An 18883-nucleotide genomic window follows, 5' to 3' on the forward strand; every position below is an offset into this window, starting at 1 on the left:
GCCGTTGCTTGCTGCCCTATGCACAATCGGCATAATGTCGGTGTGACTGCGGGATGGCGACAAACGTAGGGTGGGTTAGCCGCATGCTGCCATTGGCGAACATCACCTCGTTCGAAACGCGGCGTAACCCACCATCGGCGCAACGTGATCCATCGCCTGGTGGGTTACGCGAGGCACCACGGCAGCTGCGTCTGCCGAACCGCGTTCAGCGTCGCTAACCCACCCTACGCCTCGTGCAAGCCTCGGAAGCCTACGATGAACCTGGAAACCAAATGGCTGGAGGACTTTATCGTCCTGGCCGCCACCCGCAGCTTCTCCCAGGCCGCGGAAAAGCGCTTCGTCACCCAACCGGCCTTCAGCCGACGTATCCGCAGCCTGGAAGGCATGCTCGGCCTGACCCTGGTCGACCGCTCCTGCACGCCCGTCGAACTCACCGAAGCCGGCCGGCTGTTTCTGGTCACCGCGCGCAGCCTGGTCGAACAGCTCGGCGAAGTGGTGCGCCACCTGCACAACCTGGAAGGTCAGCAGGGCGAGATGCTGTCGATTGCCGCCGCCCACTCGCTGACCCTGGGCTTCTTCCCCGAATGGATCGCCCGCCTGCGCCGCGAAGGCCTGCCACTGACCACCCGACTGGTGGCGACCAACGTCGGCGAAGCGGTGCACTCGCTGCGTGAAGGCGCCTGCGACCTGATCCTCGCCTACTACGACCCGGACGCCGCACTGCAGATGGACCCGGAGATCTTCCCCTCGCTGCACCTGGGCACCACCTCCATGCTGCCGGTGTGCGCGGTCGGCGAGGCCGGCGCGCCGCTGTTCGACCTCGACGGCGGGCAGAGCGTGCCTCTGCTGGCCTACAGCGCCGGTGCCTTCCTCGGTCGCTCGGTCAACCTGCTGCTGCGCCAGCGCGCGCTGCGCTCGACCACGGTGTACGAGACCGCCATGGCCGACAGCCTCAAGAGCATGGCCCTGCAGGGCATGGGCGTGGCCTGGGTGCCACGGCTGTCGGTCACCGCCGAACTGGCCCGTGGCGAACTGGCGATCTGCGGCGGCGAGCACTGGCAGATCCCGCTGGAAATCCGCCTGTACCGCTGCGCCCTGGTGCGCAAGGCCGCGGTGCGCCTGCTGTGGCGCAAGCTGGAGGGTGGCCTGGCCATGTAGGTGTTCGGGGGTGCGCGCGGCGCACCCTACGCCGCCGTGCAGCTCGGGCTTGCCGCGGCGCCCAGTTGGCCATCCAGAAACTCCAGCACCCGCCGCGCATAGGCCTCCGGCTGGGCGACATAGGCCAGGGTATGGTCGGCACCCGGCACCTGCCAGAACTCGCACTGGGTGGCGGCGGTCAGCGCCGCGTGCAGTTGCTGGCCGTCCTCGAGCGGGGTGTGGCGATCCTCCTCGCCGTAGATCAGCAGCAGCGGCGGGCGGCCGACCAGGCGCTGCGCGGCATGCAGCGGGCGCAGGCGACGTTCGCCGGCCGGATAGAGCAGGCGGCTGAGCTGGATGCCCAGGCGCGGCAGCGGATAGGGCCGCCAGAAGTGCAGCAGGGTGGGGAAGGCCGACTCCAGCACCGCCGCCTTGAACGGATGCCGCGCCAGCGCCAGGGCGCACAAGCCCATGGCCGCGCCCATCGAGGCGCCGAGCAGCGCCACCGGCAGGTCCGGGTAGCGCGCCTGCAGCGCCTGCCCGGCGGCGAGCACATCGAGCGGGTAGTCCATGGTGGTGGAACTGCTCTCGCCGAAGCCGTTGAGGTCGAACAGCATCACGTGATAACCGGCCGCGCGCAGCAGTTCGGCGTGCCCGTGCTTGAGCCAGAAGCCCTTGGCCGCGGTGCCCATCGGGTGACACAGCAGCACCGCGCCGCGCACCTGCCCCGCGCGCGCCTCGCCCAGCAGCGCGGCCAGGCTGGCACCCGATTCGCTGGCCAGCGCCAGGCGCTGCCAGCGCGCGGCATCGACCTGCTCGGGCCAGCGCCAGGGCTTCATGAAGCGCCCGAAAAAGGGTTTTTTGAAGAGCCGGTAGGCTGTATGTTTCATCGCCGCTGTTCTCCTGCCTGATGGGTCGCGGGCCGCCAGTGGCGCCCGGGTGAGGCCATGCTAGGAAGCGCAGCGGCGCCTCACCATGGGCAAAAACGACCAATAACAGGCGGATAATTCCGCCAGCGGGGCGGGAAGGATGAAGGTCACGGTGTTGATGGCCGAGCGCTGCTCGGCCACCAGCGTCTCGGCGGCGCTGGAGTTTCTCGAATGCGCCAACGTGCTGCAGCGCTTTCTCACCGGCGCCCCGGCGGCGACCCCGTTCGAGGTGCACAGCGCCTCCCTCGACGGCGCCCCGGTCGAGTGCACCGGCGGCCTGCGCCTGACCCCGCAGCGGGCGCTGAGCGAGGTGCCGCACAGCGATCTGGTGATAGTGCCCGGCTTCATGTTCAACATCCTCGCCGTGCTGCCGGCCCTGGAGCCGCTGAGCGCCTGGCTGCGCGAGCGCCATGCGCAGGGCAGCTACATCGCCAGCATGTGCACCGGCGCCTTCGTCACCGCCCAGGCCGGCCTGCTCGACGGTCGCCGCGCCACCACCCACTGGATCTTCAGCGAGCAGTTCGCCCGGCGTTTTCCGCGGGTGCTGCTGCAGGCCGAACGCAGCGTCACCGACGACGGCCAGCTGCTGTGCTCGGCCGGCTCGACCACCGGCAGCGACCTGCTGCTGCACATCATCCGCCGCTTCGCCTCACCGCAGCTGGCCATCGAGTGTTCGAAGAAGCTCCTGGTCGACAGCGCCGAGCGCCTGCAAACGCCCTACATGAGCGCCTCGTTCAACAAGGCGCACCAGGACGCAGAGGTGCTCAGGGTGCAGATCTGGCTGGAGAAGCACAGCGCCGAGCGCATCGTCCTCGACGAGGTCGCCGCGCGCTTCGCCCTGAGCCCGCGCAATCTGATCCGCCGCTTCAAGGACGCCACCGGGCAGACGCCGGTGCAGTACCTGCAGAGCCTGCGGCTGGAGCGGGCAAAGCACCTGCTGGAGGCCAGCCAGGAGCACTTCGAGCGCATCACCCAGCAGGTCGGCTACGAGGACGGCAGTTCCTTCCGCCGTCTGTTCAAGGAGCGCGTCGGCCTGTCGCCGGGCGCCTACCGGCGACGCTTCAACCGGCCGGCCTGAACGCCCCGCCAGCGGGGCGCCCGGTCGCCGCTCACTTGCCGGACTTGATCGAGGTCCAGGCCCGCGTACGCACCCGCTCGATCTTCTGCGGCAGCGGCTGCACCACGTACAGCGACTTCTGCAGCTCGGGCGTCGGCGTCAGGTCGGCGTCGGCGGCAATCGCCTTGCCCACCAGCTGCATGCCCGGCACGTTGGGGTTGGGGTAGCCGAGAAAATCGCTGATCGGCGCGATCACCTGGGGTTCGAGCAGGTGGTTGATGAAGGCATGGGCCTCGTCGACGTTCTGCGCGCTCTTGGGAATGGCCCAGGTGTCGAACCAGATCGGCGCGCCTTCCTTGGGCAGGCGCCAGTTGATCACCACGCCGTTGCCGGCTTCCTTGGCGCGGTTGGCGAACTGGTAGAAGCTGCCGGAGTAGCCGATGGCCACGCAGATGTCGCCGTTGGCGATGTCGGTCATGTACTTGGCCGAATGGAAGTAGGCCACGTAGGGGCGCACCTTGAGCAGCAGCTCGGTGACCTTGTCGTAGTCGGCCGGGTTGCTGCTGTTGGGGTCGAGGCCCAGGTAGTGCAGGGCGATGGGGATGATCTCGGTGGGCGAGTCGAGCATGGCCACGCCGCAGGATTTCAGCTTCTCCATGTACTCGGGCTTGAACACCAGGTCCCAGCTGTTGACCGGGGCGTCTTCGCCGAGCGCGGCCTTGACCTTGTCCGGGTTGTAGCCGAGCAGCACGGTGCCGTACATGTAAGGCACGCCGTACTGGTTGCCCGGGTCGTTCTTCTCCAGCAGGCCAAGCAGCACCGGGTCGAGGTTCTTCCAGTTGGGCAGCTTGGACTTGTCCAGCGGCATGAACACGCCGGCCCTGATCTGGGTTTCGAGGAACTGGTTGGAGGGGATCACCAGGTCGTAGCCGGAGTTGCCGGTGAGCAGCTTGGCCTCCAGCGCCTCGTTGGTCTCGAAGGTGTCCCAGGTCAGCTGGATGCCGGACGCTTTCTGGAAGTCCTTGGGCACCGACGGCAGGATGTAGTCGGCCCAGTTGTACACGCGCAGCTCCTTGGCCTGCAGCGCGCCGCTGAGCAGGGTGGCGCCGCACAGGGCCGCGCCGAGCAGGTGTTTGATGGTTTTCATCGATTCTCACCCCTGAAATGTTGCTCTTGTTTGGCAGGTTCTTGATCGCTGACGAGGCGCCATTCAGGCGCCCTCGAAGCCTTCCAGCACGTTGACTGCGTTGACCCCGATGGCCTCCACCGCGTAGCCACCCTCCATGACGAACAGTGTGGGCAGACCGAGCGCGGCGATGCGCCGGCCCATGGCCAGGTAGTCCGGGCTGTCGAGCTTGAACTGCGAGATCGGGTCTTCCAGGTAGGTGTCGACGCCGAGCGACACCACCAGCACCTCGGCACCGTACTCGGCGATGCGCCGGCAGGCCTGCTCCAGCGCCTGGTTCCACACCTCCCAGGAACTGCCCATGGGCAGCGGGTAGTTGTGGTTGCAGCCCTCGCCGGCGCCCTCGCCGTGCTCGTCGGCGTAACCGAGGAAAAACGGGAACTCCTCGGCCGGGTCGCCGTGGATCGAGGCGAACAGCACGTCGCCGCGGCGGTAGAAGATGTCCTGGGTACCGTTGCCATGGTGGTAGTCGACGTCGAGGATGGCCACCTTGCTGCGGCCCTGGTCGATAAAGGCCTGGGCGGCGATGGCGGCGTTGTTCAGGTAACAGTAGCCGCCCATCAGATCGCCGGCGGCGTGGTGGCCCGGCGGCCGGCACAGGGCGAAGGCGCTGCGCGCGCCATTGGCGATCTCGGCCTGGGCACTGAGCGCCACCTGCGCGGCGCTGTAGGCGGCCTGCCAGGTGCCGGCGGTGATCGGCGCGCCACCGTCGAAGCTGTAGTAGCCGAGCTGGCCGTGCAGGTCGTTGGGGATGATCCGGCGCAGGGTGCGCGCCGGCCAGGTGAAGGGCAGCAGGTCGCCCTGGCCGCCCTGTTCCTGCCAGCGCGCCCAGGCACCCTGGAAGAACTCCAGGTAGGCCTTGCTGTGGATGCGCTCGATGGGCGCCAGGCCGAAGTCCTTGGGCGCGCGGACGTCGCCGAGCTGGCGATTCTTCACGCGGGCCAGAATGTGGTCGGCGCGCTGCGGCTTCTCGAAGCAGGGCATCAGCTGGCCGTCGATCAGCTCGCACTTGCCGTGGTGCAGGTGGTGGTCGTCGCTGTAGTAGGTGAGCATGCGAGGCGGCTCCGGGCTTGTTGTTGTGCCGCAATTGTTCGCCCGCCGCGCCCCGGCGGAAAACGCTGGCAACGGCCAAAAGGGGATCGAAATGGCCAAACTGCGCTGGCCCTGCCGTCGTAGCCCGGATGCAATCCGGGAATGCCTGACACCCTGTCCCCGGATTGCGGCCAGGGTGCGCCATGCGCGCCGATTGGTTCCAGGTGGATGACGCTCTTCTCATCCACCTTCCTTCACATGGCCCTGGTGGATGGATAAAGCGCCATCCACCCTACGCGCGAAAGCGACTCGGCGGCACGCCGCTCCAGCGCTGGAAGGCATGACGAAAGCTGGCGGTCTCGCTGAAGCCGAGCGCCTCGGCGATGCGGTACACCGGCCAGTCCTGCTGGCCGAGCAGGGCCTTGGCGCGCTCGAAGCGCAGTTCGTCGAGCAGGCCCTGGTAGCTGGTACCCAGCTCCTGCAGGTGGCGGCGCAGGGTGCGTGGCGAGCAGTGCAGCTGCTGCGCCAGCGCCTCCAACCCCGGCGGCGTGGCCAACTGCGCGGCGAGCGCCTGGCGCACCCGCTCCAGCCAGGCCTGACGGCTGGTGAATTCGGCGTTCTGCCGGCGGCAGCGCTCGACCACCTCGCAGTGGGTCACCGGGTCGGCCAGCGGCAGGCGCCGAGTCAGCAGTTCGGCGGGAAAGGCGAAGGCATTGCGCGCGGCGTCGAAGCCCAGCGGGCAGTCGAAGCTCAGCCCGTAGCGCGCCACATAGGCCGGGCGGGCATGGCGGAACTCGGCGCGGGCCAGCGGCAGCGGCCGGCCGAGCAGCTCGTCGCCGATCAGCTTGAGCGAGGCCAGGCACATCTCCACGTTGAACACCTCCAGTTCGGCGGCGTCGCGGTAGTCGCCGGCGCTGACCCAGGCCAGGCCGTCCGCCACTTGCAGTTGCAGGTCGAAGTAGGTGCCGAGCAGCGCCGGGTACTGCAGCAGCAGGCGCCAGGCGTCACCAAAGGTGGCAGCCGAGAGCGCGGCGTAACCGAGCAGGCCGTAGGACGACACATGCAGGCTGCGCCCCAGCTCCAGGCCGAGGTCGGCGCGCAGGGCCAGGGCATTGGCGCACACCTGCAGCTCCTGCACCCGGGTGATGCGCGCCCCGCCATTGCCCGGCTCGTCCGCGGCGATGCCGCTGCCTGCGAGCAGCCGGGGGATCAGCTCGGGCTGCGCGGCGAAGCGTTGCAGGATCAGGGCGACCACGTGCAGGGTGGTCAGGTGGGCGTGCAGCATGGGGGTTTCCGTCTTCGCAGGTCAGCGAAAGAACGCAAGAAGCATGCCGCGGTACGGCGGGCCCTGCCCGCCAGTGGCGATCAGCGGTTGCGCAGAATCGCGTTGATGAAGTCGCCCTGGTTCGGCTCGTCCTTGCGCGTGGTGAACAGCAGCTGGCCGTTTTCCTCGCGCAGCTTCATCGCCTCGCCGAAGCGGCATTCGACGCCCTTGATACTGCGCGCCTCGGCCTTATACGGCGCGGCACGCTCGCACAGGTAGGCGATCTGCCTGACCACCTCGCCGCAGAAGTGCGGCACGCTCAGGCTCATCAGCCGCTCGTCGTCGATAGCGTTCCAGTCCACCCGGGTCGCCAGCGGCGTGTCGCAGGCCTGCGAGGCCTCGCGGTCCATCTGCTGCAGGCGCTGGCTGTAGTCCTGCAGGCGCTTCTTGCGGTCGAAGGCGGCGAAGCGCGCCTGCAGTCCGGCCCTTTCCTGGCGCTGGTAGAGCGCCAGCAGCTCGTCGAGGTTCAGCGCCTGGGTCTGCGCCTGGTCGTAGCCCAGCTCGAAACCCGGGGTGTCCGGCAGGTTGAGCTGGTAGCTCTCGCCGCCCCAGGCACGGCGGCGGTTGAGCAGGTTGTAGTCGCGGCCGTCGAGGCGAATGCCGTAGTCGCGCTGCTCGTGGCCCAGCTCGCGCACCTGGGTGAGGAACACCACCTCGTCGAGCGGATGGTTGATGCCCTTGACCTGCACCAGAGCCTGCTTGCCGTCAGCGGTCGGGGCAAGGATCAGGCTGACGCCCTGGCCGGCGTCGAACGCCTGCGGGTGCTTGGCCAGGTCCAGGGCGGCGACCTGCAGCGACAGCAGGCACAGGGCAACGAACGAAACAGGCTGCTTCATGGCGATACGTCCTTGTACGGGTGCAGAGTGCGCAGTATAGACCGCGGCGCCGCCGCGGTCGGCGCAGGCTAGAACTGCAGCACCAACCGCCCCGATCTGGTCGCCGCGCATGCGCGCGAAGATGGCGTTGATATCGTCCAGCCTGTCAGCCTGCACCGTGGCCTTGACCAGGCCCTCGCCGGCGAAGTCCAGCGCCTCCTGCAGATTGGCCCGGGTGCCGACGATGGAGCCAGTGATGCCGATGGCCTTGAGCACCACGAGAAAGATCGGCGCGGGGAAGTCGCCCGGCGGGGCACGCCGGCATTGCTGCAGAGCAAGGTTCGGGTGGCTTTCCCCCGCTGCCACAGCTTGCATGACAAACGGTCATGGCCAGTGCCCGCCAGCCGCGGCTTTGCGTTATACTGCGCGGCCTTCGGCCGGCTGCACCCGGCCACCTGTCGCTCACAAGCCACGCCGGTTCTCCCGCGTGGCTTGTTGGTTTTTGACGCGCCGACCGGCGCCGATAGTTAACGCGCCGCAAGGCGCCGATATTTGCCGCGCCGCAAGGCGCCCGATAGAGAGGCACGACGATGAGCGCACTGGTTGGCGTGATCATGGGCTCCAAGTCCGATTGGTCCACCCTTAGCCACACCGCCGAGATGCTGGACAAGCTGGGCATCCCCTACGAGGTCAAGGTGGTCTCCGCCCACCGCACCCCGGACCTGCTGTTCCAGTATGCCGAACAGGCCGAGGAACGCGGCATCCAGGTGATCATCGCCGGCGCCGGCGGCGCCGCCCACCTGCCGGGCATGTGCGCGGCCAAGACCCACCTGCCGGTGCTCGGCGTGCCGGTGCAGTCGTCGATGCTCTCGGGCGTCGACTCGCTGCTGTCGATCGTGCAGATGCCGGCCGGCATCCCGGTCGCCACCCTGGCCATCGGCAAGGCCGGCGCGGTCAATGCCGCCCTGCTCGCCGCCAGCATCCTCGGCCACCAGCACCCGCAGTTCCACGCGGCGCTCAAGCAGTTCCGCGACGAGCAGACCGAGACCGTGCTGAGCAACCCGGACCCGCGCGAGGCCTGATGCGATGAAGATCGGAGTAATAGGCGGCGGCCAGCTGGGCCGCATGCTGGCCCTGGCCGGCACCCCGCTGGGGATGAACTTCGCCTTCCTCGACCCGGCGCCGGACGCCTGCGCCCAGGCCCTCGGCGAACATATCCGCGCCGACTACGGCGACCAGGATCATCTGCGCCAGCTGGCCGACGAGGTCGACCTGGTCACCTTCGAGTTCGAGAGCGTGCCGGCCGAGACCGTGGCCTTCCTCTCCCAGTTCGTGCCGGTCTACCCCTCGGCCGAGGCGCTGCGCATCGCCCGCGACCGCTGGTTCGAAAAATCCATGTTCAAGGACCTGGGCATCCCCACGCCGGACTTCGCCGACATCCAGTCGCAGGCCGACCTCGATGCCGCGGTGGCCGCCATCGGTCTGCCGGCGGTGCTCAAGACCCGCACCCTGGGCTACGACGGCAAGGGCCAGAAGGTCCTGCGCAAGCCCGAGGACGTGACTGGCGCCTTCGCCGAACTGGGCAGCGTGCCGTGCATCCTCGAGGGCTTCGTGCCCTTCACCGGCGAGGTGTCGCTGATCGCCGTGCGCGCCCGCGACGGCGAGACGCGCTTCTACCCGCTGGTGCACAACCGCCACGACAGCGGCATCCTCGCCCTCTCGGTGGCCAGCAGCGCACACCCGCTGCAGGCGCTGGCCGAGGACTATGTCGGCCGCGTGCTGACCAAGCTCGACTACGTCGGCGTGCTGGCCTTCGAGTTCTTCGAGGTGGACGGCGGCCTCAAGGCCAACGAGATCGCCCCGCGCGTGCACAACTCCGGGCACTGGACCATCGAAGGCGCCGAGTGCAGCCAGTTCGAGAACCACCTGCGTGCCGTCGCCGGCCTGCCGCTGGGCTCCACCGCCAAGCTGGGCGAGAGCGCCATGCTCAACTTCATCGGCACGGTACCGGCGGTAAGCGACGTGGTGGCGATCAAGGACTGCCATCTGCACCACTACGGCAAGGCGTTCAAGGTCGGCCGCAAGGTTGGCCACGCCACCCTGCGCAGCGCCGACCGCGCCAGTCTCGACACCGGCATCGCGGCCGTCGAAGCGCTGATCGCCAAGGGCTGAAACGGCGATTGGCGACTAAGCTCTTGGACGACGGCCGTCGTCCAAGAGCCCCCTCCATGAAGCGCCTGCTCGCCCTGCTGCCCCTGCTGTTCGCCATGACCGGCGTCGCTGCACAGGAGGTGCTGCGCGTCGATTTCCGCGAACGCCCGCCGGAGATGCGCGCCGTCGACGGCCTGCCCAGCGGCCCGCTGATCAGCGTGCTGGAAACCGCCGCACAACGCCTCGGCGTGCGCCTGCACTGGCGCCAGGCGCCCTTCCTGCGCAGCCTCGACGACCTGCGCTCGGGGCGCGTCGACCTGGTACCGCGGGTGCTGCTCACCGAGCAGCGCCGCGCCTATATCCACTACCTGCCGAGCATTGGCAGCCAGCGCCTGAACGTGCGCTTTATCGTCCGCCCGGGACGCGAAGCCGAACTGGCGCGCTACGCCGACCTGTACCAGCAGAACCTGGGGGTCAAACGCGGCACCGCCTATTTCGAGCCGTTCGACAGCGACGACCGACTCGGTCGCGTCTACGCCAGCGACGACGCGCAGCTCGCGGCGATGTTCCGCGCCGGCCGCCTGGACGCCCTGGCCATTCTCGACCCGGCGGCCATCGAGGCGCAGTTCGCCGCGATGAAGTTTCGCGACTACAGCTACGCGCAGTACGCCCACGAACAGCTGCTCGGCAACCACTTCGGTGCCTCGCTCAAGCGCTACCACAGCGACCACCGCGCCCTCTACGAACGCCTGGGCGAGGAACTCCAGCGCATGCGCGACCAGGGCGAAGTCAGCCTGATCTACCACCGTTACGGCGTACCGGCGCCGGACATGGCGAACTGACAGCGCCTCGCGCCTGTCTCATGCACCGTCTGCCGCACGCGCGGCGCCCCTCAAGGAGAAACGCCACATGGGTATCATCGGCACCATCTTCATCGGCCTGATCGTCGGCCTGATCGCCCGCTTCCTCAAGCCGGGCGACGACAGCATGGGCTGGATCATGACCATCCTGCTCGGCATCGGCGGCTCCATCGCCGCCACCTACGGCGGCCAGGCGCTGGGCATTTACCAGGCCGGCCAGGCGGCCGGTTTCGTCGGCGCGGTGATCGGCGCCGTCGTTCTGCTGATAATCTACGGCGCCATCAAGAAGGGCTAAGCGCTCCTCTGCAGGAGCCGGTTGGCCGGCGATGTTGCCGTCAACAATCGCCCGCTTGGCCGGCTCTGGCTTTTCCGCCGTCACGAGACTCCACCCACCATGCGCCACCTGCTGCTCGCCCTGCTGCTGTTCACCGGCCTGGCCCACGCCGAACTGCCGGAAACCGACTGGCTCGACCTGATGCCTCCCGAGGACCGCCAGGCTCTCGAAGAAATGCCCGAACTTCAGCACCAGGGCCCGGAGGGCGACAGCACCTTCTACGCCCCGGGCGGCCTGCGCCAGCAGGAGCAGAACCTGCCGGCGGTGATGTACTCGAGCAAAACCGTGGCCGAGCTGGACGGCAAGGCCCTGCGCCTGGGCGGCTACCCGGTGCCGCTGGAAAACGACGAGCAGGGCAACAGCACCCTGTTCTTCCTCGTGCCCTACCCCGGCGCCTGCATCCATGTCCCGCCACCGCCGCCCAACCAGCTGGTGCTGGTGCGCTACCCCAAGGGCATCCCGCTCGAGGACATCTACGCCCCGCTGTGGGTCAGCGGCACGCTGAAGGTGGAACAGGTCAGCAACGACCTGGCCGACGCGGCCTACGCCATGGACGCGGGCGAAGTACGCCTGGTGACCGACGAAGACCTCTACTGATCGCCCCGGAGCCCGCGCATGCGAGCCGTCGCAAACCGCGCAGTGGGCTCGCCTGACTGTCACGGACAGGGTGTCGGCCTCCCATGCGGCTCGGCCTCCGTTGCGCGTCGTCGATTCGCCATGCAACCGCCATCACTCGGTCATCCTGCCGACATACGCCTGTCCCATCCTGCTCCCTCCAACCAGACAGGGAGCCTTCCATGCACAAGTCAGTTCTCGCCGCCGGCCTGCTCGCCTGCGGCCTGGCCCAAGCCGCCGCCTCGCCCAAAGCCATCCAGCTGACGCCGCTCGGCAGTTACACCAGCGGCCTGTTCGGCCAGTCGGCAGCGGAGATCGTCGCCCACGACCCGGTCAGCCAGCGGCTGTTCGTGGTCAACGCCGCCAGCGGCCTGATCGACGTGCTGGATATCCGCGAGCCGAGCCGACCCACGCTACTGTTCAACCTCGACCTGTCTGCCCATGGCGGGGCGGTGAACAGCGTCGCGGTGCGCGACGGGCTGATCGCCGCAGCGGTGGAGAACCGGGTGAAGACCGAGCCCGGTCGCGCCGTGTTCCTCGATCGCGACGGCCAGGTACTGGCCTCGGTGCAGGTCGGTGCCCTGCCGGACATGCTCGTCTTCACTCCGGACGGCAAACACCTGCTGGTAGCCAACGAGGGCGAACCGAGCGACGACTACCTGACCGATCCGGAAGGCTCGGTGAGCATCGTCGAGCTGCCGAAGGACATCGCCAAACTGACCCAGGCCCAGGTCCGCACTGCCGACTTCCGCGCCTTCTCCCGCGCCGACCTGGACCCGTCGGTGCGCATCTTCGGCCCCAATGCCAGTGTCGCCCAGGACCTGGAACCGGAGTACATCAGCGTCGCCCACGACTCCAGAACCGCCTGGGTGACCCTGCAGGAAAACAACGCGGTGGCCGTGCTGGGTATCAAGCGCGGCCAGTTCAGGGCCATCCGCGGGCTCGGCTTCAAGGACCACAGCCTGGCCGGCAACGAACTGGACGCCAGCGACCGCGACAACCAGATCAATATCCGCAACTGGCCGGTGCTGGGCATGTACCAACCCGACGCCATCGCCAGCTACCAGTACCGCGGGCGCACCTACCTGGTCACCGCCAACGAGGGCGACGCGCGCGACTACCCCGGATTCAGCGAAGAGGTGCGCCTGGGCAGTGCCAACTACCCGCTCAGCCCGCTGCACTTCCCGGATGCCGCCAGCCTCAAGCAGAACGCCAACCTTGGCCGCCTGACCGTTTCCAGCGCCAGCGGCTACAACCCGGCCAGCGGCTACTACGAAGCCATCCACGCCTTCGGTGGACGTTCCTTCTCGATCTGGAGCGAAGACCTCACCCAGGTCTACGACAGCGGCGCCGACTTCGAGCGCATCACCGCCGCGGCCAATCCGCAGTTCTTCAACTCCGACCACGCCAGCAACAGCTTCGACAACCGCAGCGACAACAAGGGCCCGGAGCCGGAGGGGGTGACCCTGGCCAAGCTGTGGGGCAAGACCCACGCCTTCATCGGCCTGGAGCGCATCGGTGGAGTGATGGTCTACGACATCAGCCAGCCGCAGGCGCCGCAGTTCGTGCAGTACTTCAACAATCGCGACTTCGCCACCACCCCGGGCAGCGCCACCGCGGGCGACCTGGGTCCCGAGGGGCTGATGGTGATCGAAGCCGAGCACAGCCCGATCGGCGTGCCGCTGCTGGTGGTGGGCAACGAAGTCAGCGGCACCACCAGTTTGTTCCGTATCGATCGCCAGCATCGCTGAACGGGGCCGGCGGCAGAGAAAAGGCCGGGGGACGTGTCTGGCCTTTTCGATTCACGGAGGACCATTTGCCCTCTACTGACGCCAGACCGGCTAATGGGCGTCCTTTTTTCTCCAGGCAGTCTTCCTCGCCGACATCAGCCGCATGCCCGGCGTGATCGCCACCCTCTTCGCTCTGCCCAAGATGCGCGATTACCACTACTGCATCCTTCTCGACCGCGACGCCCGCATCGCCCCACGCTATCCGAGTGGTGAAGGGGAGGTGCTGTGGTTGCAGTTGGAGGATGGGCGGTTGGTGGGGCAGAACGTGTTCAGGGAGGCGGGGGCGTTGGATAGGACGCTGAAGGCGGCTAATAGATGAGTAATCGAGTCGGATGCAGCGGAGCATCAATGCTCCGCTACCATCTGAGTTAGCCAGCTAACTCCTTGGCCATGCCTTTGGCCTGATCCCTTTTACCCGTCCTCCTTTCTGGAGGGTCGTTTCAGTTGGCCTCAATGCCTAGCAACAGATCCGTGGGTGTCAGGCGTTTCAGTGTATGCGTGACAGGATCCATCTCCACATCCAGTGCCAGTGGCGTGATGCCATCCGCGTCATACACCAAATAGGCGTTGCCGCTGCTCATCTCATAGGTTTTCGCACCTGCAGTCGCTATGGTCTTTGGGGTCGCAGACATCAGCTCCTCGACCGAGCTGTAGCGCAGTGCCACATCAACCTCGCCCAGTCGATCGAGGCGCGCTTCGACCGTTTGAGGGGGCTCGGCCATCACGGACTGTAGGGATACTGTATTGGATGCTTCGATCCACTTATCCGAGTAGGCGAAAATCAGATCTTCGTACTTGCTCGTCAGTGGTTTATCCAAATTGCACACAGCCTTGCGAATGGACATGCCATTCTGCCCATTGCGGATATTGCCGTACACGCAGTTAATGAATGGGTCTTTTCCCTTCAGGGTGAGGGTATAAAATACTTCGAAATAGGTATTTGATCCGGCGTTTTCGTAAGCTAGCGCGGGCTCATTATTGAACGAGACTAGCATTCTGGAGGTCTGTCCTGCGTAGCCCACTATATCGGTGAGTACTTTGACGTCATTTTCCAAACTGATCGTCAACTCACTAGTGCATATATTCGCCTGGTAGGTTTCCGTAACGCCTTTTCTAAAAAAGGTGAGGGTGTTCCTCTGCGCTTGTACGGCAGTAGCCAGCGCAAGTGTTAACAATAGCGTGGCGGGTAGAATTTGCTTCATGGGCGAAGGTTCCTGGGCTGCAGATACCTCTTTGAGAACGGCTTCGAATTTCTGTGCCCCCTGCGATAAGGCTCACTGATCGCTACTACTCCTAAAGTAAAATATATACCCTTTTGGATCATTTTTTGCCTAAGAGCCGTAAATCAGCCAAACATAACCTCCAGCACCTAGATAATAGCCTTAAAAAATATTTCCTTCTCTTTATACTTTTTTATCATGCACTGTAGATTATTTGCACGTTCTGCTCTGGTACCTATAGATTCCAGAGTTTCAGCGCGACAAATCCTTTCGATAAATTCATCCCATATGATATCGGCTGCCTCCAGTCGCTCCATCTGCTCTTCACGGTTTATTATCGCCCCCTGCGCAAACTCAACGGCATCACTGTAGGTCAGTGCAGATAATTCTCGCTGCATCTCTAGCTCAAACTGTAGTCGCGCCTCTATCTCTTGCTGTTGTTCTAACTCCTCTTCTAGTCCAGCATGAGCCAATCCAATGAAAAGTAACGCAACGACTATAGCCCTACCAACCACATGCACACTCCTTTCTCTAGCTGAGTCTATCTAGCGGCACGGAGTACATTGCCATCCATAATGCCTGCCCCGTATTGCTCATTCCAAGTCAAGCAAACTTCCCTGAACAGTTTCTGGAATGCAGGCTATATAGGTTAAGTACTTAGATTTTTTTTTAACCAAGACCCCATGCTTGGGCTCCTGCGTCGCTGCCACTCTATTAATCTTTGTCATCACTCCGTACGTATAGGCGCCATTTGAAAAAGTTATAGAATTCGAAAGCTCATTCCCAGAAACACTGCCTATGGCGATCTCTACATCTGCCATTGATCGTGTCAACTTAAGTTCTGGCGGATAACCGCTCCTACCAAATGAGTACGTCACCATGCCTCTATCTTTGTACACCTCAATATTCTTATTATTTTTTGTTTCGCACATAAATACGGGCGCATGGCTTTCCGCGCCACCTGACACTACAGGAAGGCACACAGTAAAAGCTAAAACCAAATTAATAAATTTCATTTAGCGCGCAACTTTGAAGACCACTCCAGAGAGGAGAATTTTTATTTATCCAACCACATCATCAGGCCAACACCACCTCTTTCTCTAAAAGCTGCACTTAAGTCAATCAGTACGTTGAGGATCCGTACATATCATGTCTGACAACGCCCCACCCTTAGCCTCGACAGTACAACTCTGAACATACTCCCCAGGTTCTTCATTCAGAAGATAGTTAAACTCAAAACTGACGGCACTACCATGAAATACTATTTTTGAAAAACCTGCATATGAAAAACCCTCCGCCAGAGACAGGCCATTCATTTCACAAATATCCTTTCGCTCAACAACAGCCCAGTCATCCCTAGGGCTTACCAATTCAAGTCTAAGGCATGGAAATGGCGACTCCGAATTGAATCGAGTATATCTAAATACAAAACCTTCAACTCTCTTAACATTAACCTCTACCGCATACCGATACACATCCGTATCGGCAATGGAATAAATTGGCAAAACACCTAGTAATAATGCTGCAAGCAGAATATTCCGACGTATTCTATTCATCTAAATACCTTGACCTTCTTAAGAAACGATCACTGGGTAGGCTTTCTGGCCAATTTGATCGGGTTTTTATCACTTCACTAAATCGTGCAAGATCATTATTCGCCACATATTCCTGAAGCAGAGCGCGGATATTCGGCGTGTAATCCCCTCGGTAACGCAGGTCAACCAACATATCCTTTATCTTGGAGTGAAGCGCATCCCAATTCGTAACCCCGTACACTTCAATAACATCTCTCTTTTCACATATCCTTCTGACATCCCTCTCCATAAATTCATATACAAAAATAAACAATTCATGCTGCTGCTTTCTTGTGATCTGTGCAGATCTAATTTCTGCGCTTGCGGCATTTAAATAATCTCTCGCATTATTTTTAGTAAGCCCTTTGCCGCCAGACAGCCAAGATAGTAGCGGTTCTGAAATACCAACACTTTCTAAATCATCTCTCACATTTGGCTGATGACCGACATCATACCCCCGACCTATGGTTACCCCGGAAGCGCCAACCGGAGGCCAGTGGGGAACCCTACTGAAAAATCGAGAGTCTTCAATATCATTCCCTTCGACATCGAAGGTTAATTGACCATGTGGGACTTGGAGCCATTTCAGATCATTTTCATCCTCTAATGCACGAAGCCCCCCGACCAACCCCAAGGCCTGAAAATGCCACGCCTTCCCATCTCCACTAATCCCATGGCGCCCCGCCAGCTCTTTCCACCAGCTCAGCTCTTCGATCCTCTGCTTTTCAACTTCCCAGATCGGATTCGGCTTACCTAGCTCTTCCGCCAGCAATGGATCTAGCTCATCCCATTTGCCCTTGTTCCAGAACCACTCGCTTTCGTACTTGGTGATCAACTGCCCGAACACTTGGGCGTGCCAGGGCTTGACCAGCGCCGCTCGGATTTCATCGCTGGTCAGTACGCCATCTTTATCGGTATCGACGATATCGTAGAGTCGAGCGAGCGTTACGATGGGACCGCCATCGCCCTTGCTGATCTGGGCGCGATAGTTGTGCTGTTCGTCCTCGCTCAGCATGCCTCTGGCGTTGAAGGTGTAGGCCAGTTTCTCCAGGGGCGTTCCAGTGTCCTCAAGCCATTGGAAGTCCTGCCATTCCCAGGGGCTATGCCGGGTGGTGATCAGTTCCTGCTCGGCGAGCCAACCGTCGATAGGGTTGCCGTTTTCGTCAGCGAACAATCCCTCCAGCCGCCACCAGTAGGTTGTGTTGGGCGTGGGGCTACCTTCCACAAGGGTTTTGACTTGGATCTTATTCGCCGCTGGAAGGCCATCCAGCAGCGCCTGGGGAACGATCAGGTCGACGCCGATCTGGCTGCCGCTGTCGCTTAGCTTGGGCGGATTGTTCGCATTGATATCATCGCGATGGGCAATCAGTTTGCTCGCGCCCTTATAGACCTTGAGCAGGGTTTTCTGCTCGTCGGGCAAGCGATTGGCCCAGGCGCGGCTCTGCGCGATAAAACCGGGCACATCGTCGCAACTGAAGACCTCCAGATGAACGAGAGGATGAGCGGAGCTGTTGTGGTTCTGATAAGTCCCGGGGTGACCAATCAGCTCACCTGCCTTGATCGGAATACCTGCATCCAGAACCACTACCTGGCCCAGCTCTTTGGGTTCACTCCGAGCTTGCAAAAACTTGGAGGAAATGTAGCCGGGAAGATTGCCTTCGCTATCGGCCGTGAGGGGTGGATTTGCCGTGCCGTTGATAAGGCTGGCGAGCTTAACGAACTCACCTTCTGCCGCGCTCACCGTGATTTCTGCCCCCTTAGACAGTTCAGATAATCTAGGGGAGTTGACATCAGGATTCGCACGGACGCCCAAGCCTCCACTTTGGGTATTGACGATATGACTCTTGACCTCCCAGAACGCAGGCCGTGGCAGATCTGCCTTGGCCTGATAGCCGGCCCAATCCTGTAAATGCATATACAGGCTGTAGAGGGTCAGACTCGGAGGCATTTGCTCATCGGCTGCGTCGCCCTCGGCTTTCTTGGGCTGTGGCGGCTGCAGAGTGTGTTTGACCAGAACGAACCCCGTGGAAAAGGGCGCTCGCTTGATTCTTGGAATTTCATCGGTGAACTCGCTGACCGGATAGCGCTCGTCGATACGGTAGGCGATCACCTCACCGTCGGCGATGCAGCGCACGCTCGATTGATCGAATACGGCTGCAGTTCCATCGTCGAAATGCACGCCGCCATGCCATAGGCCATTCTCGCCGGTTGGGTAGTAGCCGCCCCTGGCCTTGGCCATGTGGGTTAGAAGCTGCAGCGAATTACTGTTCGTTTCCTTGCAGGGGAATGGATACGCCCAATTGATCGGTTTGTTTTCGGCCATCTTCACTGTGTCCTGTACCTTGACTGCCGGCTCTCTAACGCCCGGCTTTTATCCCTGTCTTAACCGGAGAAATTGAGCGAGCGTTTACGCTTGCTCGGCACCTTGACCAACTCACCCGGCTGCGCCTGCTCCAACAAACTCCCCGCCTTGTCGCTATCGGCCATGCCCGGTAGCACCGGCGGCTTGATCTTAAGCCCCGAGCCCTTGCCCGGCGCGCCTCCGGCGTTGAGGCGGGCTAGCGGGCCGGAGATGGTGATGCCGCCGGGGTCGAGTTTGATGAAGCTGCCACCGGCCTTGATGGTCAGTTCGATGCCGGCTTCGATGACCATTTTCTGCCCGGCTTTGAGGTGAATCTCGCGGCCGGCCTTGGTCAGTTGTGCGGTGCCCAGCTTGATGTGTTGGTCGGTGGCCACCGTCAGGTGGTCCTGGGGCTTGACCTCGACCTTGCGGTCGGCGGTGACGGTGAGGTGCTCCTCGGCCAGCAGTTCGGTGTAGCTGTTCTTCTCCACGGTGTCGTGGCGTTCGTTGCCGACGCG

At 63.3% G+C, this 18883-nt stretch carries 19 protein-coding genes and 2 pseudogenes; 9 read left to right on the forward strand and 12 right to left on the reverse strand.

What is annotated here, in order from left to right:
* Positions 1-255 precede the first annotated feature (255 nt).
* Positions 256-1158 (forward strand): LysR substrate-binding domain-containing protein, encoded by a 903-nt coding sequence (locus EA796_RS17335; protein WP_021442073.1) that lies wholly within the window; start codon positions 256-258, stop codon positions 1156-1158.
* 26 nt (positions 1159-1184) lie between these two features.
* On the opposite strand, the gene EA796_RS17340 is transcribed toward EA796_RS17335, so the two are convergent.
* Positions 1185-2027 carry a S9 family peptidase gene (locus tag EA796_RS17340; protein WP_122109507.1) on the reverse strand — a complete coding sequence of 281 codons (843 nt, stop codon included), beginning with the start codon at positions 2025-2027 and terminating at the stop codon, positions 1185-1187.
* 139 nt (positions 2028-2166) lie between these two features.
* On the opposite strand from EA796_RS17340, the gene EA796_RS17345 reads away from it, so the two are divergent.
* Positions 2167-3144 (forward strand): GlxA family transcriptional regulator, encoded by a 978-nt coding sequence (locus EA796_RS17345; protein ID WP_122109508.1) that lies wholly within the window; start codon positions 2167-2169, stop codon positions 3142-3144.
* A gap of 31 nt (positions 3145-3175) precedes the next feature.
* Here EA796_RS17345 and EA796_RS17350 read toward each other — a convergent pair whose 3' ends face one another.
* The 5 genes and pseudogenes from EA796_RS17350 to EA796_RS17370 all read right to left on the reverse strand — a co-directional run.
* Positions 3176-4270 (reverse strand): polyamine ABC transporter substrate-binding protein, encoded by a 1095-nt coding sequence (locus EA796_RS17350; RefSeq protein WP_122109509.1) that lies wholly within the window; start codon positions 4268-4270, stop codon positions 3176-3178.
* Between the two features lie 63 nt (positions 4271-4333).
* On the reverse strand, positions 4334-5362 hold the full coding sequence (locus EA796_RS17355) for a histone deacetylase family protein (RefSeq protein ID WP_122109510.1): 1029 nt from the start codon (positions 5360-5362) through the stop codon (positions 4334-4336).
* A gap of 271 nt (positions 5363-5633) precedes the next feature.
* Positions 5634-6626 carry an AraC family transcriptional regulator gene (locus tag EA796_RS17360; RefSeq protein WP_122109511.1) on the reverse strand — a complete coding sequence of 331 codons (993 nt, stop codon included), beginning with the start codon at positions 6624-6626 and terminating at the stop codon, positions 5634-5636.
* A gap of 80 nt (positions 6627-6706) precedes the next feature.
* Entirely contained in the window at positions 6707-7501 is a 795-nt protein-coding gene (locus EA796_RS17365; protein ID WP_122109512.1) for a hypothetical protein, read from the reverse strand.
* A gap of 68 nt (positions 7502-7569) precedes the next feature.
* Positions 7570-7792 (reverse strand): annotated as a pseudogene (locus EA796_RS17370) (zinc-dependent alcohol dehydrogenase); the annotation flags it as partial.
* Positions 7793-8070: 278 nt separating this feature from the next.
* Between EA796_RS17370 and purE the strand changes: the two are divergent.
* From purE to EA796_RS17405, 7 genes are all read left to right on the forward strand, one after another.
* The gene (gene purE / locus EA796_RS17375; RefSeq protein WP_021444079.1) at positions 8071-8562 is read left to right on the forward strand and encodes a 5-(carboxyamino)imidazole ribonucleotide mutase; all 492 of its coding nucleotides are present in this window, start codon (positions 8071-8073) and stop codon (positions 8560-8562) included.
* A 4-nt stretch (positions 8563-8566) separates the two neighbouring features.
* Positions 8567-9652, forward strand: a complete 1086-nt coding sequence (locus EA796_RS17380) for a 5-(carboxyamino)imidazole ribonucleotide synthase (protein WP_122109513.1) — start codon at positions 8567-8569, stop codon at positions 9650-9652.
* A 56-nt stretch (positions 9653-9708) separates the two neighbouring features.
* Entirely contained in the window at positions 9709-10473 is a 765-nt protein-coding gene (locus tag EA796_RS17385; RefSeq protein ID WP_122109514.1) for an ABC transporter substrate-binding protein, read from the forward strand.
* A 67-nt stretch (positions 10474-10540) separates the two neighbouring features.
* The gene (locus EA796_RS17390) at positions 10541-10786 is read left to right on the forward strand and encodes a GlsB/YeaQ/YmgE family stress response membrane protein (RefSeq protein WP_021444076.1); all 246 of its coding nucleotides are present in this window, start codon (positions 10541-10543) and stop codon (positions 10784-10786) included.
* Positions 10787-10885: 99 nt separating this feature from the next.
* Positions 10886-11422, forward strand: a complete 537-nt coding sequence (locus EA796_RS17395; protein ID WP_122109515.1) for a DUF3299 domain-containing protein — start codon at positions 10886-10888, stop codon at positions 11420-11422.
* A 200-nt stretch (positions 11423-11622) separates the two neighbouring features.
* On the forward strand, positions 11623-13191 hold the full coding sequence (locus EA796_RS17400; RefSeq protein WP_122109516.1) for a choice-of-anchor I family protein: 1569 nt from the start codon (positions 11623-11625) through the stop codon (positions 13189-13191).
* A gap of 142 nt (positions 13192-13333) precedes the next feature.
* Entirely contained in the window at positions 13334-13549 is a 216-nt protein-coding gene (locus EA796_RS17405) for a hypothetical protein (protein WP_371921476.1), read from the forward strand.
* Between the two features lie 121 nt (positions 13550-13670).
* Here EA796_RS17405 and EA796_RS17410 read toward each other — a convergent pair whose 3' ends face one another.
* The 6 genes and pseudogenes from EA796_RS17410 to EA796_RS17425 all read right to left on the reverse strand — a co-directional run.
* On the reverse strand, positions 13671-14432 hold the full coding sequence (locus tag EA796_RS17410) for a hypothetical protein (RefSeq protein WP_122109517.1): 762 nt from the start codon (positions 14430-14432) through the stop codon (positions 13671-13673).
* Positions 14433-14599: 167 nt separating this feature from the next.
* Positions 14600-14965 carry a hypothetical protein gene (locus tag EA796_RS17415; RefSeq protein WP_122109518.1) on the reverse strand — a complete coding sequence of 122 codons (366 nt, stop codon included), beginning with the start codon at positions 14963-14965 and terminating at the stop codon, positions 14600-14602.
* 78 nt (positions 14966-15043) lie between these two features.
* Entirely contained in the window at positions 15044-15466 is a 423-nt protein-coding gene (locus EA796_RS23110) for a hypothetical protein (protein ID WP_147459053.1), read from the reverse strand.
* Between the two features lie 102 nt (positions 15467-15568).
* The gene (locus EA796_RS23115; RefSeq protein ID WP_147459054.1) at positions 15569-16006 is read right to left on the reverse strand and encodes a hypothetical protein; all 438 of its coding nucleotides are present in this window, start codon (positions 16004-16006) and stop codon (positions 15569-15571) included.
* Positions 15999-18347: a pesticin C-terminus-like muramidase gene (locus EA796_RS17420; RefSeq protein ID WP_122109519.1), complete on the reverse strand. Its 2349-nt coding sequence runs from the start codon at positions 18345-18347 to the stop codon at positions 15999-16001. The genes EA796_RS23115 and EA796_RS17420 overlap by 8 nt, the downstream gene beginning before the upstream one ends.
* 59 nt (positions 18348-18406) lie before the next feature.
* A pseudogene (locus EA796_RS17425) lies at positions 18407-18883 on the reverse strand (DUF2345 domain-containing protein); the annotation flags it as partial.

Source organism: Pseudomonas sp. AOB-7, assembly GCF_003696305.1.
Classification (GTDB): domain Bacteria; phylum Pseudomonadota; class Gammaproteobacteria; order Pseudomonadales; family Pseudomonadaceae; genus Aquipseudomonas.